Origin of the sequence: Rhizobium sp. NZLR11 (assembly GCF_019685115.1) — a bacterium.
Classification (GTDB): Bacteria; Pseudomonadota; Alphaproteobacteria; order Rhizobiales; family Rhizobiaceae; genus Rhizobium.
Window position 1 is genome coordinate 1 of record NZ_JABDWD010000018.1, and the last position, 21,388, is coordinate 21,388.

The 21,388-nt window shown below is 60.4% G+C and carries 21 protein-coding genes; 11 read left to right on the top strand and 10 right to left on the bottom strand.

All coding sequences use genetic code 11. The annotated features are described in order from the left end of the window. Positions 1-215 precede the first annotated feature (215 nt). Positions 216-1,631, bottom strand: coding sequence for an aspartate aminotransferase family protein (locus HJB83_RS25500; RefSeq protein ID WP_221132827.1), 1,416 nt, complete (start codon positions 1,629-1,631; stop codon positions 216-218). Positions 1,632-2,860: 1,229 nt separating this feature from the next. On the opposite strand from HJB83_RS25500, the gene HJB83_RS25505 reads away from it, so the two are divergent. Both HJB83_RS25505 and HJB83_RS25510 read left to right on the top strand, forming a co-directional pair. Beyond that, a complete protein-coding gene (locus HJB83_RS25505) occupies positions 2,861-3,373 on the top strand; it encodes a GNAT family N-acetyltransferase (RefSeq protein WP_207580914.1) in 513 nt (170 codons plus the stop codon). Positions 3,374-3,569: 196 nt separating this feature from the next. Beyond that, entirely contained in the window at positions 3,570-4,502 is a 933-nt protein-coding gene (locus tag HJB83_RS25510; RefSeq protein ID WP_207580913.1) for an ornithine cyclodeaminase family protein, read from the top strand. A 200-nt stretch (positions 4,503-4,702) separates the two neighbouring features. Here the strand turns inward: HJB83_RS25510 and dapB are convergent, their stop codons facing one another. Both dapB and HJB83_RS25520 read right to left on the bottom strand, forming a co-directional pair. Then, positions 4,703-5,473, bottom strand: coding sequence for a 4-hydroxy-tetrahydrodipicolinate reductase (gene dapB / locus HJB83_RS25515; protein WP_221132828.1), 771 nt, complete (start codon positions 5,471-5,473; stop codon positions 4,703-4,705). Between the two features lie 129 nt (positions 5,474-5,602). After that, positions 5,603-5,818 carry a hypothetical protein gene (locus HJB83_RS25520; RefSeq protein ID WP_207580911.1) on the bottom strand — a complete coding sequence of 72 codons (216 nt, stop codon included), beginning with the start codon at positions 5,816-5,818 and terminating at the stop codon, positions 5,603-5,605. A 196-nt stretch (positions 5,819-6,014) separates the two neighbouring features. Here HJB83_RS25520 and HJB83_RS25525 point away from each other — a divergent pair, with 196 nt between their 5' ends. Together HJB83_RS25525 and HJB83_RS25530 are read left to right on the top strand one after the other, a co-directional pair. Continuing rightward, complete coding sequence (locus HJB83_RS25525; protein ID WP_207580910.1) at positions 6,015-6,443, top strand: VOC family protein; 429 nt, start codon at positions 6,015-6,017, stop codon at positions 6,441-6,443. A 180-nt stretch (positions 6,444-6,623) separates the two neighbouring features. Beyond that, entirely contained in the window at positions 6,624-7,628 is a 1,005-nt protein-coding gene (locus HJB83_RS25530; protein WP_221132829.1) for a carbon-nitrogen hydrolase family protein, read from the top strand. Positions 7,629-7,797: 169 nt separating this feature from the next. Here the strand turns inward: HJB83_RS25530 and HJB83_RS25535 are convergent, their stop codons facing one another. Then, positions 7,798-8,400 carry a histidine phosphatase family protein gene (locus HJB83_RS25535; protein WP_207580908.1) on the bottom strand — a complete coding sequence of 201 codons (603 nt, stop codon included), beginning with the start codon at positions 8,398-8,400 and terminating at the stop codon, positions 7,798-7,800. A gap of 265 nt (positions 8,401-8,665) precedes the next feature. On the opposite strand from HJB83_RS25535, the gene HJB83_RS25540 reads away from it, so the two are divergent. Next, the gene (locus tag HJB83_RS25540; RefSeq protein WP_207580907.1) at positions 8,666-9,139 is read left to right on the top strand and encodes a VOC family protein; all 474 of its coding nucleotides are present in this window, start codon (positions 8,666-8,668) and stop codon (positions 9,137-9,139) included. Between the two features lie 85 nt (positions 9,140-9,224). On the opposite strand, the gene HJB83_RS25545 is transcribed toward HJB83_RS25540, so the two are convergent. Continuing rightward, positions 9,225-9,626, bottom strand: coding sequence for a GFA family protein (locus HJB83_RS25545; RefSeq protein WP_207580906.1), 402 nt, complete (start codon positions 9,624-9,626; stop codon positions 9,225-9,227). Between the two features lie 237 nt (positions 9,627-9,863). Between HJB83_RS25545 and HJB83_RS25550 the strand changes: the two genes are divergently transcribed. From HJB83_RS25550 to HJB83_RS25560, 3 genes are all read left to right on the top strand, one after another. Then, positions 9,864-11,747 carry an ABC transporter ATP-binding protein gene (locus tag HJB83_RS25550; protein ID WP_221132830.1) on the top strand — a complete coding sequence of 628 codons (1,884 nt, stop codon included), beginning with the start codon at positions 9,864-9,866 and terminating at the stop codon, positions 11,745-11,747. 101 nt (positions 11,748-11,848) lie between these two features. After that, positions 11,849-12,445 (top strand): demethoxyubiquinone hydroxylase family protein, encoded by a 597-nt coding sequence (locus HJB83_RS25555; protein ID WP_221132831.1) that lies wholly within the window; start codon positions 11,849-11,851, stop codon positions 12,443-12,445. Between the two features lie 28 nt (positions 12,446-12,473). Then, positions 12,474-13,289 carry an alpha/beta hydrolase gene (locus HJB83_RS25560; RefSeq protein ID WP_221132832.1) on the top strand — a complete coding sequence of 272 codons (816 nt, stop codon included), beginning with the start codon at positions 12,474-12,476 and terminating at the stop codon, positions 13,287-13,289. 38 nt (positions 13,290-13,327) lie between these two features. Here HJB83_RS25560 and HJB83_RS25565 read toward each other — a convergent pair whose 3' ends face one another. From HJB83_RS25565 to HJB83_RS25575, 3 genes are all read right to left on the bottom strand, one after another. Continuing rightward, on the bottom strand, positions 13,328-14,104 hold the full coding sequence (locus HJB83_RS25565) for a phosphodiester glycosidase family protein (RefSeq protein WP_207580902.1): 777 nt from the start codon (positions 14,102-14,104) through the stop codon (positions 13,328-13,330). Positions 14,105-14,126: 22 nt separating this feature from the next. Beyond that, the gene (gene ubiA, locus HJB83_RS25570) at positions 14,127-15,041 is read right to left on the bottom strand and encodes a 4-hydroxybenzoate octaprenyltransferase (protein ID WP_221132833.1); all 915 of its coding nucleotides are present in this window, start codon (positions 15,039-15,041) and stop codon (positions 14,127-14,129) included. Between the two features lie 335 nt (positions 15,042-15,376). Then, the gene (locus HJB83_RS25575; protein WP_207580900.1) at positions 15,377-16,207 is read right to left on the bottom strand and encodes an SAM-dependent methyltransferase; all 831 of its coding nucleotides are present in this window, start codon (positions 16,205-16,207) and stop codon (positions 15,377-15,379) included. A gap of 111 nt (positions 16,208-16,318) precedes the next feature. Here HJB83_RS25575 and HJB83_RS25580 point away from each other — a divergent pair, with 111 nt between their 5' ends. Further along, on the top strand, positions 16,319-16,909 hold the full coding sequence (locus HJB83_RS25580; RefSeq protein WP_207580899.1) for a TetR/AcrR family transcriptional regulator: 591 nt from the start codon (positions 16,319-16,321) through the stop codon (positions 16,907-16,909). Positions 16,910-17,338: 429 nt separating this feature from the next. Here the strand turns inward: HJB83_RS25580 and HJB83_RS25585 are convergent, their stop codons facing one another. Beyond that, positions 17,339-18,553 carry an argininosuccinate synthase gene (locus tag HJB83_RS25585; RefSeq protein WP_221132834.1) on the bottom strand — a complete coding sequence of 405 codons (1,215 nt, stop codon included), beginning with the start codon at positions 18,551-18,553 and terminating at the stop codon, positions 17,339-17,341. A gap of 124 nt (positions 18,554-18,677) precedes the next feature. Between HJB83_RS25585 and HJB83_RS25590 the strand changes: the two genes are divergently transcribed. Together HJB83_RS25590 and HJB83_RS25595 are read left to right on the top strand one after the other, a co-directional pair. After that, positions 18,678-19,145, top strand: coding sequence for an Lrp/AsnC family transcriptional regulator (locus HJB83_RS25590; protein WP_221132835.1), 468 nt, complete (start codon positions 18,678-18,680; stop codon positions 19,143-19,145). Between the two features lie 344 nt (positions 19,146-19,489). Continuing rightward, positions 19,490-19,648, top strand: a complete 159-nt coding sequence (locus HJB83_RS25595; protein WP_221132836.1) for a hypothetical protein — start codon at positions 19,490-19,492, stop codon at positions 19,646-19,648. Positions 19,649-19,685: 37 nt separating this feature from the next. Here HJB83_RS25595 and HJB83_RS25600 read toward each other — a convergent pair whose 3' ends face one another. Then, positions 19,686-21,146, bottom strand: a complete 1,461-nt coding sequence (locus HJB83_RS25600) for a YwqG family protein (RefSeq protein WP_259671410.1) — start codon at positions 21,144-21,146, stop codon at positions 19,686-19,688. Between the last annotated feature and the right edge of the window lie 242 nt (positions 21,147-21,388).

Sequence of the window (21,388 nt, forward strand, 5' to 3'; positions counted from 1 at the left end):
CCAGGCTCATCCACGGTTGTAACCAGAGGGGGAACGGGCGACTTCGTCACGCCTCTGGCCGGGTGGCCACCCGGCCAGAGGCTCAATCGCTTCCATCGCACAAAATCTCTAACGTGCAGATACAAGGTGGGAGAGAGGGTGCGGCTTGTGTCGCCGCGCCGTGCCAGGGGCCAGACTCTGCAAGGCAATGGATTGGCGACGGACGCAATTGCAGGTTAGCGCGGATAGGAATTGCCGCTGACACTCCTGAACGCGGTGATGATGCTCTCCACCGCCAGTTCTGCCTGATCCGATGTCGTTTGGAAATTGGTGACGGAGAGGCGCAACACGTCGCGGCCGCGCCATTTGGCGCCGCCGGCGAAGATCATGCCGTCGGCCTGGATCCTTTCGATCGTCTTTCGGGTCAGGGCGTTGCCTTCTTCGGAGGGCAGGTCGGCTCCGAAGCGGATGACGAGCTGGTTCAGCGTCACCTCGTTTAGAATGGCGATGCCGGGCTCGCGAGCAAGCAGATCGGCTGCCAGCCGCGCCGAGGCGCAGCACTGGTCGATGAGGGCGGCCACACCCTCGCGGCCGAGATGTTTCAGCATCGCCCAGGTGGCGAAGCCGCGCGCGCGCCTCGAAAGCTCCGGCACGTAATGGGAGGGATCGCGTTCGCCTTCGCCGGCGAGCGGCAGATAGCTTGCGGCGATCGTCATGGCGCGGCGATGGGCGAGCTCGTTGCGGACGATCGCATAGCCGCAATCATAGGGCGTCTGCAGCCATTTATGGCCGTCGGTCGCCCAGCTGTCGGCCGCTTCGATGCCGCGGCTGAGATGGCTGGTCTTCACTGACGCCTGCGCCCAGAGGCCGAAAGCACTGTCAACGTGCACCCAGGCGCCTTTCGCTTTCAAGAGGGGGATGATGGCGGCGAAGTCGTCGAAGGCGCCGGTATTGATCTGCCCGGCCTGGAGAATGGCGATGACGGGACCGGAGACCGTATCGAGCGTGCCTGTCAGCGCGGCCAGGTCGATCCGCCCCACTGGATCTGTGCGCACGCGCAGCACGCGATCGTGGCCGAGGCCCAGGAATTGCAGCGCCGAGAACACCGTCGTGTGGGCGTCGTCGCCGATCAGCACGGTGATCTCGGGCCCGCCGAACAGGCCATTGGCATCGGCATCCCAGCCGACTTGGCGCAGCACCTCGCCGCGTGCGGCGGCAAGGCAGGTGAAGTTCGCCACGGTCGCGCCCGTCACGAAGCCGACCGAGCTTTCGGCCGGCAGCTTCAGGAGATCGAGAAGCCATCTTGCAGCAACGGTCTCGACGGCGGCCGCGGCCGGAGCGACAGTATGATTTCCGGCATTCTGGCCCCAGGCGCTGGTAAGGAAATCAGCCGCGACACCGACCGGATGCGAGCCGCCGATGACCCAGCCGAAAAAACGCGGGCCGGTCGTCGCGTGCAGGCCGGGCTCGGCGCCATCCGAGAGCTGCCGGATGACATCGAGCATATCGGAACCGGCGGCCGACAGCGGCTCGTCGAAAGCGGCGAGGGAGGCGGCGTAGTCGTGCGTGGGCACATGGCGGGCGGGCGCTGCTTGCCGGAACGCGGCCGCAAGCCGAGCGGCTTCCTGAAACAGAGATGCGATTGCCGACATGCGGATCCCCTTCTGTCGTCGATCCTGAAGGGCCGCCGCTCAAAGCGAACTGCTCTATCAAGGCAGTTTAGCCGATATCGCCGGCGCTGTCGTTGCGCGCCTCGAGGACGCATATTGAGGTTGGCGCACAGTATGCCGAGCGCTCCTGCCCAGGGCACTGCCCGAAATCGTCGTTGCTACGAGTGCGAGAGCTGTAGCCCCGCGAAGTCCTGGCACATACAGGAGGATTTGAGTGGCAGCCGCCTTCGGCGCACGTCTCGCCTTTACCGGGATGCTTAAGATAAATCGAGCATAGCGGGAGATGCTTTCTTATTCTCTCCAATAACCACCCTACCATCTGCTGTTCATTTCTGAAAATTATTAACGTATGCTTAAAATCTATTGCATTTTGCCAAGTATCATTCAATAATGTGGAAATATCATTCGCGCCGCTGTCAAGGCCGCTCTGCCAATCAGCGAGGGATATGCATTGAAGTATTTCGTTGTCTACGCGCTGGTGTGCTCTATGGTCGGGATAATTCTTCTCGTCTTCATCCATCAGATTGCACCCTTCAAAATGGACAGACTCAGCGATCAAGCGACCGCCTGGTCAGCCGCTACATCGGCGACCGGGTCAGCCGATACGCCGGCGACTGGGTCAGCCGATCAATCGCCGACCAGGTTAGCCGATCAATTGGCGACTGGGCCGAGCGAACAGCCGGATGAGCTGGTCGTTCGGTCGACGCGCGAACCGGCGACCGACCAACCAGCCGTCCAGCCGCCGGATCAATGGGACCTCCGGCCATCGAACCAACCGGTGGTCATGCCATTCAATCAATCGGGCGTCCGGAAGGGCGGCCGGGTCGGAACTTCGGCGGAGTAATCGCCAGCGGAGCATCGGCCTCGCCCTTGGAGGTTCTCGCGGGGCGCGACTCAGAGTGAGGTCTCCGTGGAGGCGCGTGCATCCTTCTGCGCCGGCTAGCATATGCGCGGCATCCTCCAACTCATCCTGAGGCGCGTAGCCCATAGGGCGGAGCCTCGATGGACATACCGCAGCGGCTTCTTGCATTCTTTCCACGTCAGTGCACCCGCCTCGTCCTTCGAGCCGTGCAGGCGCCTCAGGATGACGCTCTCTCTGGCGCTGGCGCGAGGGGTGGCGCAATAGGAGCAGGAATCGAAGTCATCGCGTCGGCTTGCATCGGCCGGAGCCCTCTGTAATGACGTAGCTGAGATATCCGAGGAGGTCTCCGATGGATGCGAGCGGCGTGACGATCAGGCTTATCCAGGCAGACGAAGTGGAGGCTTTCCGGCGTATTCGCCTGGAAGCGCTACGCGCCGAGCCGTCCTCCTTTGCGAGCCGCTACGAAGATTGGGAGATCTTGCCCGACGAGGAGTGGCGCAATCGCCTGAACGAGCCGGTTTTCATTGCGTTTCAGGATAATGAGCCCGTCGGTATAATGGGCCTGCTGCGGCAGCGCTCGAGCAAGATGGCCCATCGCGCGACGATCATCATGGTCTATATCCGCGCCCACCTGCGCGGAACGGGTCTCGCTGGAAAGCTGCTGGAGGCGGTTTCCGATCACGCAGGCGACTTCGGCATTCGGCAACTGGAACTGTTCGTCAGCGCGGAAAACCCCGCGGCAATCCGCTTTTACCAGCGGCAGGGCTTCTCCGAGATCGGCAGGATCCCCGGCGGGGTTCTGGAGGAGGGCAGGGAGATCGACGACGTTATAATGGCTCGCCGTCTGGTCGATTGGGCCTGACGGGGAAATTCAGCTCAAACCCCTTTACCTCATCTATTGACCTCAAGCGCGGTTGGGGTCGCAGGATGCCGGCATTAAAGCGCGTCGCGATCTTTCAGAATCGCTCCTTGCGCTTTAGCTCGTTGTTTTTGCGCATGTCGTTGCCGCAAAACCGCTGCACACTTTTGCGCGACATGCTTTGGGCTGGAGGTTTGCCGTGACGAAGATTCTGAGAGACGAGGATCTGGCCGGCAGTGCGTTGATGGGCGTGGCGATGGATGCGCTCGAGACCGCTTTTCTCGCGAGAGCCGGCAATCGGCTGGTCTCTCCGCCCCGGCATCATGTGTCCTTTCCCGATCAAGGCGATCTCGTCTTCACCGTCGGCGGTATCCTTGGCGACAAACCGCTCGCGGGCTTTCGGGTCTATGAAACATTCGGCGGGACGGAGCATTCGCAAATCGTCGCGGTGTGGTCGGCCGACGATGCCAGGCTCAAGGGCATCGTCCTCGGAGAACGCCTCGGCAACCTCAGGACCGGCGCCATCGGAGGTCTCGCCATCCGCCATCTCAGCGCGCCTGATGCCAGGATCGTTGGGATCCTCGGCAGCGGCGCGCAAGCGCGAACTCAGCTTGCCGCAGCCGCCGCCGTTCGAAAACTGGACCGTGCCCGCGTCTATAGCCGCGACGAGAAAAATCGCGCCGCCTTCGCGGCCGAAATGCAGCACGCCCTGGGGCTGGAGGTGGACCCTGTCGGTAACGCTTGCGAAGCCGTCGATGACGCCGACATCGTCATCTGCGCGACGACGAGCCAAACGCCCGTCGTCCATGCGCGGGATCTGAAGCCCGGCGTGCATGTCAACACCGTCGGCCCGAAAACGCTTCGGGGATACGAGCTCGGCCTGGATGTCGCTGATGCCGCAGCGGTAATCGCGACGGATTCTCCCGAACAGGCCCACGCCTACGCTTCGCCCTTTTTCCTCGCCGGTTCCGGCAACGAAGATCGTTTGGCCGACCTTGCCGACATCATTGCCGGGAGGACGGCGGGGCGAGGATCGCTTGGAGAGACGACGCTGTTTTGCTCGGTCGGCCTGGCCGGAACCGAAGTCGTCGTCGCCTCGGCAATCCTCGATAGGTTAGGGGTGTCGGTGTAGGCTTTGATTCGGGGCGCGGCTTTAAGCGTTTGTTTTTATTCATGTTATCGTTGAGTAAGAGGCGAGGCAGGGATATCTACGACGTCAAATAAGAGGGCACGACATCCTCCAACGTCTGGCCGTGCGGCAACCAGAGATGCGCTCAGAATCTGATTCAAGGACGCGCTTCAAGCCTCTGTTCACCCTGTCCATTCGCTCCTTCACTCCAGACCCAGGACATCCCGTATGCCGTATTCGCCGGGCGCGCGTCCTGCGACCCAGCGGGCGGCGGCAAGCGCGCCGCGGGCAAACATGCCGCGATCGAGAGCCGAATGCGAAAGTGTTATGACTTCCTCGGCGGCGGCAAACAGCACGCTGTGTTCTCCTACCAGCCCGCCGGCGCGCAAGACGGCGAAGCCGATCTCGCCGGGCGGCCGCTCGCCGGTGATGCCGTCGCGCCCGCGCCGCTCGACGGATGCCAGGGAAACGCCGCGGCCCTCGGCGGCCGCTTCGCCGAGCATCAGTGCCGTGCCGGACGGCGCGTCGATCTTCCTGTTGTGGTGGGCCTCGAGGATTTCGATATCCCAGCCATGCGCGGGAAGGGCGCGGGCTGCCTGAGCGACGAGACCGACCAGCATGTTCAAACCGATGGAGAAATTACCAGAGCGCAGGATCGGAATCGTCCGGGCAGCCACTGCGATCCGGTCGAGGTCATCCGGCTCGAAACCCGTCGCTCCGATCACCAGTGCCGGACCGCCGGCTGATGCACACAAGCCGGCAAGTTCGGCGGCAGCGCTTGCCGTCGTGAAATCCAGGATCACATCGGCCTCCGCGATCGCATCCGATCGGTCGATCAGCCCGGCGCCTGCAGAGCCCTCACGACCGATGCCGCCGACGAACGCAAAAGTCGGATCGGCTGCCAGCAGCGGCAGGATGGCACGACCCATGCGGCCGTTCGCACCAGCGACGGCTATTTTGATTGATGAGTTCACGGTCTTTCCTAGCTGCGATATTTCCGACGGGAGGGCTGTTTGCATCCGGCATTCGCGCCGGAGAAGGGGATTTGCAACTACCGCATTCGGCTGCCGGCGCAAAGCCGGGTCTCCTGTGGCTGCCTGACGTTACCAGTTGCCGGGGTCGGCGGTGTGATCAATGCTGGCGAATTCATCGGCCTTTTCCCGATCCAGCTTCACCTCCCTGGTCACCCTTGTCTCGTCGGTGACCGCATAGCGGTCAGGGACCGGTCCTCTTGATAGTTCCTGATATAGGAGCAGTGCAGCCTCCTCGGCAGTATCTGCCTCGATCTCCCGGGTGATTGATACGGTGAACTTGTGCATGGCTTCTGCCCTCTCGATCGGCGCGCAGGCTTACCCGTGGCTTGAGCAGTCTGACACGAGTTTTGTGTCGAGGACACAAAAAGCGTGTCGTCTAGAATATGATTCATGCGATGGTTTTAGGTCTCTGTTTTTATGAATTTCTTGGTGCCAGAAGCGGCGCATACTTTTGAGCGAACTCGACCGGTGAGGAAAGATCATGCGCTTGAACCAGGTGACCGTTACGATGCCTGACCTCGATGCGGGCTGGGACTTCTACTGCGTCCTCGGTCTCAGGCCCGTCGTCGACGCCCGTCCTCGGTATGCGCGCTTCGTCTGTCCCGACGGGGACAGCACCTTCTCCCTGCATCAGGGTGAAAGCGGCGGTGGGGGAACCACAGTCTATTTCGAGTGTGAGAACCTAGACGAGACGGTCGGCCGCCTTAGTGAGGCCGGCCTTCACTTTGTGAGCGGACCCGAGGACAAGAGCTGGCTCTGGCGCGAGGCGGAGCTGCTCGACCCCGGCAGCAATCGCATCATCCTTTATTTCGCCGGATCGAACCGCGTCGATCCGCCGTGGCGAGTGGATCAAGGCAGGCCCGAAGTAGGGGCTTCGGCGCCGAGGGATCCCCGCCGCTCCCCGAATTGACGAATCGCGGTCGCCTCGGCATCTTTAACTCGGCGTGGCCTAACGCCGAACCTCCCCAGACCTTCCCCAGCAGGGTCTTCAACCGGAGGCAAAGGGGTTTTCGTCTCGGGTCGTTACTTTGGTCCTGATGTTTCGGGCCTGTTGCTGGGGAACGATGTCCGGAACGTGAGAGGCCCTGATATGACTGAGAATGGAAATTTCAAGCGGCGGGTGCGTGCGCGCGCCGCCAAGACGGGTGAATCCTATACCACCGCCCGCATGCATCTGCTGCCCAGCTCGGCGGAAGACGTAGCGCCCGAGGTGAGGCGCCTGCGTCTCGCTGTGGCGCAGACCACTCATGCAGACGATCCCCGTGACATCGACAAGCTCCGCCGCAGTGGTCAGGAGATTCGCCTGCTGATGCGGCAGGCGCGGCAGGCGGGGGCACGGCTCGTGCACTTTCCCGAAGGTGCGACGTCAGCGCCGAACAAGCGCATCATGTCGGAAATCGGGCCGCGAGAGATCGGGCCATCCGATTGGCGGCGGTTCGAATGGGCCGTGCTGCGTGAGGAACTGGATGCAACGCGCAGGCTGGCGCGCGAACTCGAGCTCTGGACGGTCATCGGCTCAGTACATCCGCTGACGGAACCGCATCGACCGCACAACAGCCTCTATGTTGTCTCCGACCACGGCGAATTGGTGACGCGCTATGACGAACGCCTGCTGTCCAACACCAAAATTTCCTTCATGTACGTGCCGGGGTCGATTCCTGTGACCTTCGAGGTCGACGGCATCCGCTTTGGCTGCGCGCTCGGCATGGAATGCCACTATCCAGAGATTTTTAGCGAATACGAGCGGCTAGACGTCCATTGCGTGCTGTTTTCGACGACAGGCGGTTCACCGGCTACTGAACCGTCTTTCGCCGCAGAGGCGCAAGGGCATGCGGCGAGCAATAGTTACTGGGTCAGTTTCTCGATCCCCGCCCATCCCGGTCAGGCTGATCCTGCTTCTTCAGCGATCGTCGCGCCTGGCGGCCGATGGGCGGCGCAATGCCCTACGGATGGCACGGCCGCGATATCGGTCGCCGATATCGACGACAATCCCGGCGATCTTTCCCGTCCTTGGCGGCGCAAGGCGCGGAGCGGGCTCTACGAACCGCATCGCGTTGCCGGCGACCCGCGCAGCGACGGCCGGGATATGTTTTAGAGCCACGTCGTGTCGAACCTCACCCCGAGGCGGCCAGCAAGGCCTCGAGGGGTGAGGCGTGCCCGAGACGCTGCTGCAAGTCGGAGGTGTCGATCTCCGACATTGAGCCGCGCTATAAATCCGCAATGAATTTTGGCGGGCCGCGGCGGTCACCAGGCATGAACCCTTGTTACGCAACGACGTCGGATATCGTTTCGGCCGAAGCGCCTACCAGACTGAACTCGCCGTCGCGAAGGCGATAGAATCCGTATTGGGGAACGGGCAGTTCCAGCATCTCTCGTTTTGAAAGGCCAGAATAGACACCGCGGACCAATCTGCCAAACAGCCCGTGAGAAATCGCGACTGTCGGTCCGCGTATGCCTGAGATCCAGTCCTTCGCCCGGGCACAGGCAGCATCAAAGCTTTCTCCGTCGGGAGATTTGAAATACCAATCAAAAGCGTCGGACCCGTCCAGCATTCCCGGAAACTCGTTGTCGATTTCGAACTTGGTCATGCCGTCCCAACAGCCGATGGTCACCTCCATCAGCCGCGGTTCCTGGTGGGATTCCAAAGGCAATATCCGTTTCACTCGAGCCGCAGTCTCTTTCGTTCGACCTAGCGGGCTAACTTGGAGTTGGAATGAACGCTCGGTGCCTGCGACTTCCTTTTTCAGAAGCTTCGCCGCCTGTTCGGCCTGTTCGATACCGCGCTCCGTAAGGGATGAATCTTTCTGGCCTTGGAAGCGGCCTAAGCTGTTCCAAATGGTCTCGCCATGGCGAAGCAGGAAAATCATCAGCGTTGTTCCAGGCAAATCAATGCAACAATGAGGGGTTTATTGAAGCGAAGAGGACGGTGCAGCAGCTCGCTCATGCTACAGATCAATGATGACTGCAATTGGCGCGATCCGGGAGAGCCAGGACCTCTTTTATCGGCTCTTTGCGTCCGCTTGGCAGCGCTCGGCAGTCCTTCCCGAGAAATTGCTACCATGGGCTGGAGAAAGACGGTTTGCCTCATATCTAATGAAGGAAATGCGAAACGAAGAGCGAAAGGACCGCGCAATGGCGAAGAATACGATCTGCGTATGGTATGACAAAGACGCCGAGGAGGCTGCCCGCTTTTATGCCGCGACGTTTCCAGACAGTGCCGTAGGCGCCGTCATTCGTGCACCGGGAGATTATCCGGATGGCAAGCAGGGAAACGTCTTGGTCGTTGAATTCACCGTTGCGGGTATTCCTTGCATCGGCCTGAACGGCGGTCCCGCGTTAAAACACAACGAAGCCTTTTCATTTCAGATTGCAACCGACGACCAGGAGGAAACCGACCGCTACTGGAACGCCATCGTCGGCAATGGCGGCCAGGAGAGCGAGTGCGGCTGGTGCAAGGACAAATGGGGTGTGTCCTGGCAGATTACGCCACGTATCCTTTCCGAAGCGCTCGCGGCAGGTGGCGACCAGGCAAAGCGGGTTTTCGATGCGATGATGACCATGAGGAAAATCGACGTCGCGGCGCTCGAGGCGGCTCGGCGCGGCTGAACCTTCACGCAGTAGGTTTTCCGGAGTGTCGGGTCCGGTGAGATTGACCTACATTTCCAGGGTCCTTCGGAAACGGGACAGGCTGTCAAAACCAGAGATCGCGCACGCAGCGCTCTTTGGACGGAAGATCTTCGAACGTATCCAGGCCGTCGAAGTGATCGATTGGCAGATCGGCGACCAGATCCGGCGGCGCAAGCCGGATGTTGACCGCCATGCGCCGGCGGCCATCCTTTTGAAGCCGCAGGCCGCGCCAGCTCAAGACACAGGCGCAGGATGGGCAGAACAAGATTTCGAGGGACGAGGTCTCCCGGCCGGAGCGGGTATAGGAGGCGGTTTCTCCGCTGAGAGCGATACGCTCTCCTTCGTAATCATAGGCCCAGAGCGTGCCGTAGCGGCGGCAGAGAGTGCAGTTGCAGGCGGTGATCGAGCCGGGATCACCTCTAAGTGTCCAACTCGCCTTGCCGCAATGACATGAGCCCGTCAGCATGAGCGTCAGTTCAATCCTGCTTCTTGTTCAAGGACGGCATCCTGCCTCAATGGCGCGACGACCGCAATTGGGGCTTTCGGGCGCTCGCTGTCCCGCGCTCGCCAGGCTCTGTTTTGGCGATATTCCCGTTTGGTCAATTTATAAAAGTTCTAGTTGAGATGGCGGCCAAAAGATGATCCCATACGACTTGGCGTAGTCCGAGTCCACGCTTCCTCCCAATTTTGATCCGAGCGGCCCATGTCGATTTCCGATGCGATTTACCGTCCCTTCGAAACGTTGATCCGGCCGCTCGACATTCCCTACCGGCCGCTGCCTTCCAAAGGTCCGGTGACGGTGCTCCTGCACTTCATCTCGATGTTCCGTGGCGTGCTGATCGCGCTTGCGCTTTGCTCCATGGTGTTCGAGTTGATCAACCTGACGATCGTCTGGGGGCTTTCGGTCATCGTCGATGGCGTGACGCAACAGGGCGCCGCCGCCTTCTTGCACAATGAATGGCTGCTGTTGACCGTTCTCGGCTTCCTGATCTTTCCGGTCATGCCGATCGTGTCGTTCATGCTGAATACGCTGAACTCGCATACTTTAGGCATCGGCATGCCGGCTGCCATTCAATGGCAGGGACATAAGGCGGTGGAGCGGCAAGACCTTGCCTTCTTCCATGATCTCTATGCCGGCCAGGTTGCCTCACGCCTCTCGCAGGTATCCTCCGCCGTCCAGCAGCAGATCCTTGCCGGCTTCCAGTCCATCCCGCGCTTCCTGATGCAGCTGGTGGGCTCTGTGATCCTGCTGAGCGCACTCGCCTGGCAGCTTGCCCTGCCTGTCGTCGTCTGGATCGCGCTCAACATCGCATTCACCGCCAGGATCGTGCCAACCTTCGTCGAGCGCTCGCGCCGCACCGCCAAGCAGCGCAGCCTGGTCGCCGGCGCCATCACCGATCTTTATACCAACATGCAGATGATCAAGCAGTTTGCGGCCGAAGACAGCGAGGCCGGCGCCATCCGCCGCATCATCCAGAGGACCGTGCAGACGCAGCACAGCGAACAGCGTATCTATCGCTCGTCGGAAGTGACTGTCGTCATTCTCAACACGCTGCTGTGGCTGACCATGCTGTCGATCGGATTTTCCGGCCTTGTCAAAGGCTTCCTCACGGTCGGCGAGTTCGTCGGCGCGGTCTACATCCTCAACCGGCTGTCGTCGCAGATCTTCGTCTTCCTCCAGATGGGCCAGCAGATCTTCCAGGCGATCGGCACGATCAAGGACGCCATGCCCGTCATGACCACACCTCCGACGATCACCGACCGGCCGGATGCGACCGAGCTAAGTGTTCAGCGCGGCGAAATACGTTTCGAGAACCTCCACTTCGCCTACAAGTCAGGCAAGCCTGTCATCAACGACCTGTCGCTGACGGTCCGGCCCGGCGAGAAGGTGGGTCTGGTCGGCCTCTCCGGCGCCGGCAAGACCACGCTCGCAAATCTGCTCCTGCGCTTCTACGACATCGGCGACGGCTCGATCCTGATCGACGAGCAGGACATCCGGGCGGTCACGCAGTCAAGCCTTCGCCGCGCGATCGGGGTGATCGCACAAGACGTCGCACTGCTGCACCGGTCGGTCGGCGACAATATCCGCTACGGCCGTCCAGAGGCGACGCAGAACGAAATCGAACGGGTGACGAAGATGGCGAGCGCCGATGCCTTCATCACTGATCTGACTGACAGCGAGGGCCGCAGGGGCTATGACGCCTTCGTAGGCGACCGCGGCATCAAGCTCTCCGGCGGCCAGCGCCAGCGTGTCGCTATCGCCCGCGTTCTGCTGAAGGACGCGCCGATCCTGGTGCTCGACGAAGCGACCTCCGCGCTCGATAGCGAATCCGAAGCCGCCATCCAGGGGCGGTTGAACCTCGTCATGGAGGGAAAGACGGTGATCGCCATCGCCCACCGGCTGTCGACCATCGCCAGGATGGACCGGATCGTCGTGCTCGATCGCGGGCGGATCGTGGAGGAGGGCAGTCCGGACGAACTGGCCGAAGGCGACGGCCTGTTTGCCCGCCTGTGGAAACGCCAGACCGGCGGCTTCATTCCCGAAGACATCGTTGAAGCATTTCCGGCCTCACCCAGGGCTGACTGAGTCGTTGAATTTTTTGTCGCGGCAGACTGAGTCGACGCACCCTTGACGATCACGGCGGCACTCCTGCCTATTGCCTGCAAGGGAACCGGGGCAGGGTGGTCATGATCAATCCGTCGAGCAACTCGGGAATGCGCGACGCCGATGTCACCATCCGTCGCATTCTCAAGGTCAACCATGCGGTCGAGTTCGGTGCTATCAGGATCTATGGCGCCCAGATCCTGATGGCCCGGCGGCTGTTTCCCGACATCGTGCCGGCGCTTGAAGAGATGCGTGAGGACGAGATCGACCATTGCCGGCTGTTTCGCGAGGCAATGCCTGCAAGGAGCGCCAGGCCCTGCCGCGTCATGGCCTTCTGGAGCCTCGGCGGTTCCGTACTCGGCATCCTGACGGCGCTTGGCGGGCGCAACATGATCTGGATCTGCACAGAGGCCGTTGAAAGCACGGTCCATCGCCATCTCGAAGACCAACTGGCCTTCCTCGCCAAGCGCGATCCCGAGCTTCACGCCCTGATCGCCTCGATACAGGAACAGGAGCTGGCGCATCTGAGGAAGGCTGAGGACAGTCAAAGGAGACAGGGCCTGAACCACGCCTTGCTCCTGCCCATCATCGGCTCTCTGACCGATCTGATGATCTGGCTCTCCACCTGGGGTGACTCGAGCTGGATGCGCGCCGAAATGACACGTGCGGGGAAGGGATAGGCTTTGACGGGGAGGTTCGGAGGAAGCAATGGCGGCAGAGGCAACGGTAAACTTTGAGGTCGGTGGGGATCATGTTGTCGGAACATTGCGTCTGACGGCCTCGGCAAACGCACCGATTGTCGTGCTTCTCCATGGGTTCGGAGGAACGCGGCACGAACTCATGATTTCTCAGACCGGCACCGGTATCTTCACGCATACGGCGGAGAAGCTCGCGTCTCTCGGTTTTTCGAGCCTAAGGATTGACTTTCGAGGTGTCGGCGAAAGCGGCGGACGCTTTCAGGACACGACATATAATCGCCAAATCGAGGATTGCATCGCCGCCATGGACTTCGTCAGCGATCTGCCGTCGGGTGGTCCGAATGCGATCTTTCTGCTGGGATGGAGCCAGGGTGGCCTGGTTGCTGCCGTGGCGGCGGGCCGAACAAATCGACCAGCGGCGGTCGCGCTCTGGGCCCCTGTCGGCGAGCCGAAACTATCCTTTCCAGCCTTGATTGGGCGTGATGTGTATGAACGGGCGCTCGAAAACCGATCGCCCACCAAGCTTCAACTTCCGTGGGGCTCGTCCATAACTCTCGGCCATGACTTCTTTGCCGAGGTCGAAAGCCTGGATCCGCTGGACGAGATTGCTAAGTATGATGGACCGGTTTTCCTTGCCGAAGGCAGCCTGGATACCGCCATTCCTGTGGGAACAGCGGCAAAGTTCGCTCGGGCGCATAAGGGGGCACACCAAGTTTGGGAGGCTCCCATGGATCACATTTTCAACACTTGTAAGAACGTCGATATGCTGGACCGGCTGATCACGGCCACGGCAAGGTTTTTTGGTGACCGGCCGGATGATAGATGAGGCACAAGGCTCAACGCCCGCCTCAATGAATACCGGTTCTATTCGACAAGCCCGAGGATCGGGCCGTAACCGCCGTGCCAGGAGCGGTCGTTGCGGCCCATTGCCGGATGGTAAAGCCCGACACCGTTTCCGCCATCGAGAAACAAGGCGTCGGGGCATTTCAGATTATCGCGGAAGAGCCGCGCGAAATCGTCGAAATTCACCCCGTCTTCGCTGATCGCCAAGCGAACCGTGCCGGCCGCGCAGACGCCGACACCGCTTCGGCGGGTTCGATCCGTCGAGCCTGGGATGAAGATCGGGTTCAGCGTGCCGGCGATGACAAGCATCGGGCCGGACTGTGTAGCGAACCGCACTTTGGGCGCAAGCTTCAGAAATTCATCTGTAGGGAGGATGCCTGCGCCGGTTTCACTCAGAAAGAACACGCCGTTCGGCTTCTTGTAGAAATTGGGTACCTGGCTGGCGGAGCTTTCGGCCTTTGCGGTATTGGCGGGTTTCAATTCCCTGCTGTTTTCGACATACAGTCCCATCGGCGAAAAATCGGCCCGGTACATGCCGGCGTTGACGGCCAACACCAGCGTCTTCCCCGCCGCGTGAACGGCTTCGGCAAGGCTTGAAAAGGTGCGGTACGGTGCGCCATCGGCGCCCTTCCAGAACAGGCGGAGGTCGGCTTTTTCAAGGTCCAACGTGCAGACGACGTATGCCGCATCTTCAAAGGTTTCCCGCTCGCATTGTCCGGCATGCGCTCGATGTGGGGACATCATCATTGCTGTCAGCATCATGGCCGCGGCGAGCATGCCCTGTTTCAGATAGGTCATTGGTCTCACGGTCTCGACCTCGTCAAAATGTGCCCGACAAAGCCGTGCAGGCGAGTAGCACGCCCGTCAGGATATTGGCGAGGAAGAGGCGGTAATTCAGGTCGGGGCGGGCAAGGTCGATCCGCCGGGTCTGCCAGGCGAGATGAGCGGCGATGACCAGCATTCCGATTGCATAAGGCGGCGACATGTCCAGCAGCCAGCCGCCGAGCGACCAGGCCCCGACGGCCAGAGCATAGAACAAGCCGATCCACATCTTGCCGTCCCTGCCGAACAGGATTGCCGTCGACTTCAGGCCGAGGCGGGTATCATCCTTCAGATCGACATAGGCGTAGACCGTATCATAACCGATCTGCCAGGCGATGGCCCCGCCCCACATCAAGACGGCGCCGGCCGGAATATGGCCTGCAAGCTCGGCCCATGCCATCAGCATCCCCCAATTGAACGCTGCACCCAGGACGGCCTGGGGCCAGTGGGTGAAGCGCTTGCAGAGCGGGTAGATGAAGACCAGCGGCAGAACCGAGATTGCCACCAGGCACGTATAGGGTGTCAGGAAGAGTAGAAGCGATGCCGCAGCCACGAGTTCCACGGCCAGAAAGACGAAGGCGTGCAGGGTGCGGAGCTCCCCGCTTGCAAGGGGCCGGAAGCGAGTCCGTTCCACATGGCCGTCAAACTTCCGATCCGCGATGTCGTTGACCGTGGAACCGGCACTTCTCATCAGCACGGCGCCGAGAGAGAAGATCGCCAACTGCAAGAAGTTCGGCAGACCGTGCGATGCCTGGATGAGGGCGGCCCAGCATGGGAAAAGCGTCAACCAGATTCCGACCGGGCGATCGAGCCGCGCCAGTCGCGTGTATGGCCGCCATGCGGCCGGTAACCGGCGATCCACCCAGTCGCCATGGTTGATGTCGCTGAGATCAGGGCGGCTGAGTGTCGTCATGATGTGATCTAAAATTCCTATCGCAATAAACCGGATGCCTCAGCTTTTCATCGCCATCGGTGACGCCGAGAATAGGAATTTTTGCAAGCACTGCAACGGCAGTCTGCCGTGACTAAAGCGCGTCGCGATCTTTCAGATTCCCTCCTTGCGCTTTAGCTCTTTGTTTTTACGCATGTCGTTGCCGCAAAACCGCTGCAAACTTTTCCGCGACATGCTTTAACATCCCCGCCCGCATGACCTGCCGAATGGATACGCCGGTTATGCGTGAGCCGGCTGGATGCTGTCCTCTACAACGCTGAGGTCCAAGTGTCGCAATTCAATCGTTACGACTATTCCTATCTCCCCGCCCATATGACGTGCGGGCCAGCGCCGCGATCCGGTGCATCCCTTGGCAGGCCGAAGAAGCGCTTTGCCATTTCGGTGGGGCCGAGATCCTCCAGAGATACGAACCCCAGGCTCAGCAATCGCTCGGAGATTTCCTTCGGATCGAAGTGTGTCAGCCACGGTTCGCCGGCCGCAGCCGTGCGCGATCCCATTTCCGCCGCGCGGGCACGGCGTTCGGGTGAATAATTTTCGAGGGGTTCGCTGTAGTCGAAGACGACGGATGCGCTCGGCAGGCCGGCGACGAAGCGCAGCAGGGAAAAGACCGACGCCTCCTTGAGATAGGGCACGACGCCGAGCCAGATGAAGAAGGATGGCGTTTCCAGCTTGAAGCCGGACGCGACGAGGCACTCTTTGAGATCTTCCTGCTCGAAATCGACCGGAACGAATGTCGGCGGGGCGTGCGTCAGCTCGGTTTCGTTCAGCCGCGTCTGCTTCCAGCTTTGCGTGGCAGGATGATCGACTTCGAAGACCTTCAGGCCGGCATGGGGATTGCGCAGTGCAAAGGTGTCGAGCCCGGCGCCGAGGATAACTGCCTGCCGGACGTCTCTTGCTACGGACAGGGCAAGGCAGTCTTCGGCATATCGGCTGCGTGCCGCCATGAAGAGGCGAAAGGATCGCGTAGAGGGGTCCCGGGCTTTCAGGTCAGCCTCGGCGCTCGCCTCCTCACCGAGTATCCGGCGAGCGTAGGGGTCGAAGAAGATTGCGCCGCCATCGACGTTCTGGTGCGCCGCCCTGTAGGCTGCAGCGCCCAGCGCGGTGCGGCTTGGTTCCGATGCTCGCATGAAAGCCTCGTTGTCTGTAAACCTTGGTCCCGACGCCCGGACCGTAGCTGACCCTTGTCATCGCGGGCAGGTTAAAACACGATTTTAACGATGTAAAGATTAGATCAAGACATGACTAGGGATAAAACAGCGACCCGCTATCATCACGGCAATCTGCGCCCCACGTTACTGGCGATGGCAAGGGCGCTTATCGAGGAGGGAGGCCCGGCGGCGCTCAGCATGCGGGAAATCGGTCGCCGCGCCGGGGTCTCGGCTCCGGCGGCCTACCATTATTTCAACAGCCTTGACGCCATCGCGGCGTCACTTGCCGAACAAGGCTTTGCCGAACTCAGCGAAACCATTGATGCCGCCCTGGATGGTCCCCGGCGACACCTGCTTGCCGGCGGCATCGCATATGTCGCCTTTGCCCGCGCGAATCCGGGCCTCTATCGGCTGATGTTCGGGGAGAGTTTTCAGGCCTATTCCAAAGGAAATGAAGCGATCCGCGCCTCGCGGGCGCGGGTTTACCGGCAGATGAAGGACGATCTGGAAAAACGGCTGACGCCTGAGGATGTGCCGATTGCCGCGCTCTTTCTTTGGTCGTTGACGCACGGCCTTGCCTTGCTGATGATAGACGGCCAGGTCGAACCCGACGCGGATCTCGACACGAAGATCGAGGATATCCTGAAGTTCGCCGGCATGAGGCTGCCTGCAGCGAGATAGGCGGTCGACGCCTTGAGCAAAAGCGAAAGGCACGAACATTCGGCAAGGAGCCCAAGACATTCGATCATTACCAAGCGGTACGAGCGGTACCGAGTGCCGTGGTATGAGAGGACGAAACGTGGGCGACGTACGCCTTGAGCGACACGACACAGTTTCCCGGACAGCTGAGTTTGTGCAACGTCAAGTGCTTCAGCAATAACTCTGCGTCGCGCTTCTCGGATAGCGGAAATGTCACAGTCATGCGAGTTTCTCCAACGAACAACCTGAGCGTCTACAGAAATAATGGTTAAATTTTTTTGCGCTGCAACAAGAAAATTTTAATAATAAAATTAAAATCGATTAGCTTTTCGGGTGGGATTTTTAAAATCGTTTGAAATTTGGTTCTGCGCTGGAAGCTTTCAATTCGCCGTTGGATGCAAGGCCGACCGCTCATGTTCCCTTGCGGGCTGCCCAGCTTCGGAGCCGCAATCCGTTCAGCCTGATGAAGCCTTCGGCGTCGTGGTGGTCGTAAGCGAGGGAGCTCTCTTCGAAGGTGACGAGGTCGGCGGAATAGAGCGAGCGAGGGGAGGTGCGAGAGATGACCGAGGCGCATCCCTTGTAGAGCCTTAGCGTCACTTCGCCGCTGACGAAGGCCTGGCTCCGGTCGATCAGGGCTTGCAGCATGTCCCGCTCGGGGGCGAACCAGAAGCCGTTGTAGATCAGCTCGGCGTAGCGGGGCATGATCTCGTCCTTCAGGTGGGAGGCGGCGCGATCAAGCGTAATCGATTCAATGCCTCGATGGGCCGCAAGCAGGATCGTTCCTCCTGGCGTCTCGTATACCCCTCGCGATTTCATGCCGATGAAACGGTTTTCGACGAGATCGAGCCGGCCGATGCCGTGTCGGCCTCCGATCCTGTTGAGCTCGGTGAGCAAGGTGGCCGGCGTCATCGCTTCGCCGTTTACGGACACCGGATCGCCGCTCTCGAAGCCGATGGTGACGGTCTGGGGGGTATCGGGAGCGTCGATAGGGTCGACCGTGCGCTGGTAGATGTATTCGGGCGCGACCTCGGCCGGATCTTCGAGGATTTTGCCTTCGGTCGAGGTGTGCAACAGGTTGGCGTCGATCGAGAAGGGCGCTTCGCCGCGCTTGTCCTTGGGCACCGGAATCTGATGCTTCGTGGCATATTCCAGTAGCTGGATGCGGGAGCGGAAGTTCCACCGGCGCCAGGGAGCGATGACCCTAATCGATGGATCGAGCGCATTGACGGCGAGTTCGAGGCGGATCTGGTCGTTACCCTTGCCCGTCGCGCCGTGGGCGACGGCATCCGCGCCGACCTCGCGGGCTATGGCGACCAGATGCTTGGCAATCAGTGGCCGGCCGATGGAACTGCCGAGCAGATACTGCCCTTCATAGAGCGCGTTGGCCCGCAGCATCGGAAAGACGAAGTCGCGGACGAATTCCTCCCGTAGATCGACAATGCGGATGTCCTTCACGCCAAGCATCTCCGCCTTTGCCCGCGCCGGCTGAAGCTCCTCGCCCTGGCCGAGATCGGCGGTGAAGGTGACGACCTCGCATCCGTAGCTCTCCTGCAGCCATTTGAGGATGATCGAGGTATCCAACCCGCCGGAATAAGCGAGCACGATTTTATTCATTTTTCCTACCATTGGTCATCTCCACATCGATGTTTGGAACCATAGGTCATGTCTTGCGCAATGAGCTTGCGAAGCGTCCTCAAAATTGCAAATAATTGGCATATTCTGCCATTTGTATGGAAACTGGAGCTATAACATGCCGACAGGGCTCGATGCGATCGATCGCCATATTCTGCGCGTACTTCAGCGCGACGGGCGCATTTCGAATGTCGAGCTGGCAAAGGAGGTGGGCCTGTCACCTTCGCCCGGCCTGCGCCGCGTGCGGCTGCTGGAAGAAGCCGGGATCATCGATCGCTATGTCGCCGTGCTGGATCCGGCAAAGGTCGGGGCGGGGCTGACGGTTTTCGCCCGCGTATGGTTCAAAACTCAGGATGCCGAGGTCACCCTGCGCTTCGCCGAAGCCGTGAGACGGTTTCCCGAGGTGATGGAGTGCTACCTGACGACGGGCGAGTGCGACGCCGTGCTTCGCATCGTCACCACCGATTTACACAGCTATTGGCGTTTTCAGGCCGACCACCTGACCCGCATTCCGAGCGTCCTCAGCGTCAAGACCGACGTGCCGATGGAAACGCTGAAGCGAAGCTACGAGCTGCCGTTGCGATAGGTCACGCGTGGCTCATTGCCCGTCGGATGGGTGCCGACGGGTGGCCAGCCCCGTCTTCGAGGCCCCTGCGGGGCGCCTCAGGATGAGGCTGGAGAGAGGGCCGTGCTGATACAGGGTCACATCGGTCAGCCCTCATCCTGAGGCGCGGAGGCTGAAAGCCGGAGCCTCGAAGGACGAGGGCGGGTGATTGGGCGAACGGTTGCAACATGTTCATCGCATCCCCACGTGCCCTTGAAACGGGTAACGGAGCAGCCATGCACGACCGGGAGCAGAAGCCGAGCAATGGGGGATTCTTTCATGATTTTCAGTCGGGATTGGAAGCTATTGTCGAAGGAATCTGGGAGTTGGATTCCGAGATCGCTCTTCTGCTGGCGGTCGCACCCCTGCTGATCCTTGTTATCTTCTACGCATTCCGCGCTCTGTTTCGGGTGGGACGGTGGGTCTGGAACGCTTGCCGATCCGGCCGCGCCAAGAAGGCGGTTTCCAGATCGGCTGAGGCGTGATTAAGGAGCGCCGTTCAGGAGACTGTTGCTCCAGGGGTCAGTAGCCCTCGATTTCAGCCTCGGCCAGATGAAACTCGCAGGTCCGCAACGCTTCCCGATTGATCGAAAATCGGATTACTCCAACATCCCACCATTGGAAGCGTGGGCCCTCGGAATCGCTGCAGAGTTGAAGCAGGAGAATTGCATCGTCTTCGAGGTCGGATTGTAACCCGTCGCCGGTTCCCACCATGCGGTGTGACAAGTACCCGTTCAGCTCGGCCTGATTGGCGGGATTTCCGGCAGCAACCAATTCCGGTTCCATTTCAGCAATGCCGGGAAAATCGGTAAGAAGGGTCGTCAGAGATGCGCGGAAGGCCGTTTCGAGATGCGGGTGCAATCCGTAGTCTCCCGCTTGTTTTCGTAGTTGACGGCCCTCTTCCACGACGTTCAGAACCTTTTCGCGAAGTTCGGGGGAAAGCTTGGTTGCTCTGCCCAATGCGGTGAGGCTGCCAGTCAGCGCCATCGCTTGCTTCTTCCAACCGTCGTAGGCCTGCATCAAGGTGTCGGAGGGTTCACCCCAGTGCTCAAGAACATCATCCAGCGGCAGCGCATTTTCGCACCACTCATTTCTGGCTTCATTCAAAAGCATGACCGCGTCTTCCACGCGGTATGGCAGGCTCCATGATTTCAGCTGGATTTTAGAGTGATACCAGTTTTCTCCCTCTTCTCTCCGCAGCATTGAAAGGCAGTCATATGCCAGGTCGCTGATGTCGGACATTTCGACATCCACGCGAGCTTGGGGAGGCTGCTTTTGAGAGGTCTCAAGTGTCTTCGGCGCCTGGAGCTTGAACGGATTTATCCTCGTCCAAAAATTTCGGATGGCATCCGGAATGCCATTTGGCTCGTCGAAATCGGCCGGCTCCATGGCAATGGCGTTCTCAAAAGGCCGGACCCGAGGATCGTCTGATCCTGAAAATCGTGGGATGTCCCATAAATCGATCACGGTGAAGCGAACGGTGCACCTCGGGAAAAGCTCGCCTTTCGGGCTCTCTGGATTTCGATAGTTGCTTCCCGGTGTTTCACCGTAATCTAGATGATCGATTCTCCACCCGGCGTCCTCAGGAACTGAGCGGCTGGGAAAATCCGCGGCGTTGCCAGGGTAATAGAGAACACGCCAGGCATCCGAACCGTAGGTCTGGAGCGGCTCGTTGGATTCCGCCAAGGCAAAGAAATAGAGCACCCCCGTTTTCGGAAGCGCGCCGCGAGCCTCGATTTCAGGCAGTTCCTCCAGATTGATTTGCGCCAGGAAATCCAGCGATGCCTTTGTCCCATCCTCGAATTCGATCGTGGGCCAATCGAGGCTCGGCGGAAGATTCGGTTCTCCTCCGATCTGTGACAAGAGCCCCAGAGCTTCATTCGGTGGCCAAACCCGGTCCAACCTGATGCTTTTCGTGCGGTGAGGGCGCATCAGTGCAGCCGCCTGCTCGATTGTAACTGTGGGCGCCGTTCGATTGATCATTATGATTTTTCCGACTCTTTGCAGATAAGTGCCTGCGGGCGTGGATCCTTCAAGTCAGTGCCGGCTGAGCGTTGCACGCTATCTCAACGGTGCCCAAGAATCGTAAACTTGTTCAGCCGTTGGCGTGCCGCTCTGTGTGGCATTAGGCCGCTGGCCGGCCGGTGCGTTTCAACCACATCCGCCGCGTCCAGCGCGTCTCGCAAAAGGTTCTTTCGCAACGCTGCGGAAGCCAGAGCGCGGGC

Coding starts and splice junctions, on each gene's coding strand:
- HJB83_RS25500 (WP_221132827.1), bottom strand. CDS start 1,631: ATGTCGGCAATCGCATCTCTGTTTCAGGAAGCCGCTCGGCTTGCGGCC.
- HJB83_RS25505 (WP_207580914.1), top strand. CDS start 2,861: ATGGATGCGAGCGGCGTGACGATCAGGCTTATCCAGGCAGACGAAGTG.
- HJB83_RS25520 (WP_207580911.1), bottom strand. CDS start 5,818: ATGCACAAGTTCACCGTATCAATCACCCGGGAGATCGAGGCAGATACT.
- HJB83_RS25525 (WP_207580910.1), top strand. CDS start 6,015: ATGCGCTTGAACCAGGTGACCGTTACGATGCCTGACCTCGATGCGGGC.
- HJB83_RS25530 (WP_221132829.1), top strand. CDS start 6,624: ATGACTGAGAATGGAAATTTCAAGCGGCGGGTGCGTGCGCGCGCCGCC.
- HJB83_RS25535 (WP_207580908.1), bottom strand. CDS start 8,400: ATGATTTTCCTGCTTCGCCATGGCGAGACCATTTGGAACAGCTTAGGC.
- HJB83_RS25540 (WP_207580907.1), top strand. CDS start 8,666: ATGGCGAAGAATACGATCTGCGTATGGTATGACAAAGACGCCGAGGAG.
- HJB83_RS25545 (WP_207580906.1), bottom strand. CDS start 9,626: ATGCTGACGGGCTCATGTCATTGCGGCAAGGCGAGTTGGACACTTAGA.
- HJB83_RS25550 (WP_221132830.1), top strand. CDS start 9,864: ATGTCGATTTCCGATGCGATTTACCGTCCCTTCGAAACGTTGATCCGG.
- HJB83_RS25555 (WP_221132831.1), top strand. CDS start 11,849: ATGATCAATCCGTCGAGCAACTCGGGAATGCGCGACGCCGATGTCACC.
- HJB83_RS25560 (WP_221132832.1), top strand. CDS start 12,474: ATGGCGGCAGAGGCAACGGTAAACTTTGAGGTCGGTGGGGATCATGTT.
- HJB83_RS25565 (WP_207580902.1), bottom strand. CDS start 14,104: ATGACCTATCTGAAACAGGGCATGCTCGCCGCGGCCATGATGCTGACA.
- ubiA (WP_221132833.1), bottom strand. CDS start 15,041: ATGACGACACTCAGCCGCCCTGATCTCAGCGACATCAACCATGGCGAC.
- HJB83_RS25575 (WP_207580900.1), bottom strand. CDS start 16,207: ATGCGAGCATCGGAACCAAGCCGCACCGCGCTGGGCGCTGCAGCCTAC.
- HJB83_RS25580 (WP_207580899.1), top strand. CDS start 16,319: ATGACTAGGGATAAAACAGCGACCCGCTATCATCACGGCAATCTGCGC.
- HJB83_RS25585 (WP_221132834.1), bottom strand. CDS start 18,553: ATGGTAGGAAAAATGAATAAAATCGTGCTCGCTTATTCCGGCGGGTTG.
- HJB83_RS25590 (WP_221132835.1), top strand. CDS start 18,678: ATGCCGACAGGGCTCGATGCGATCGATCGCCATATTCTGCGCGTACTT.
- HJB83_RS25600 (WP_259671410.1), bottom strand. CDS start 21,146: ATGATCAATCGAACGGCGCCCACAGTTACAATCGAGCAGGCGGCTGCA.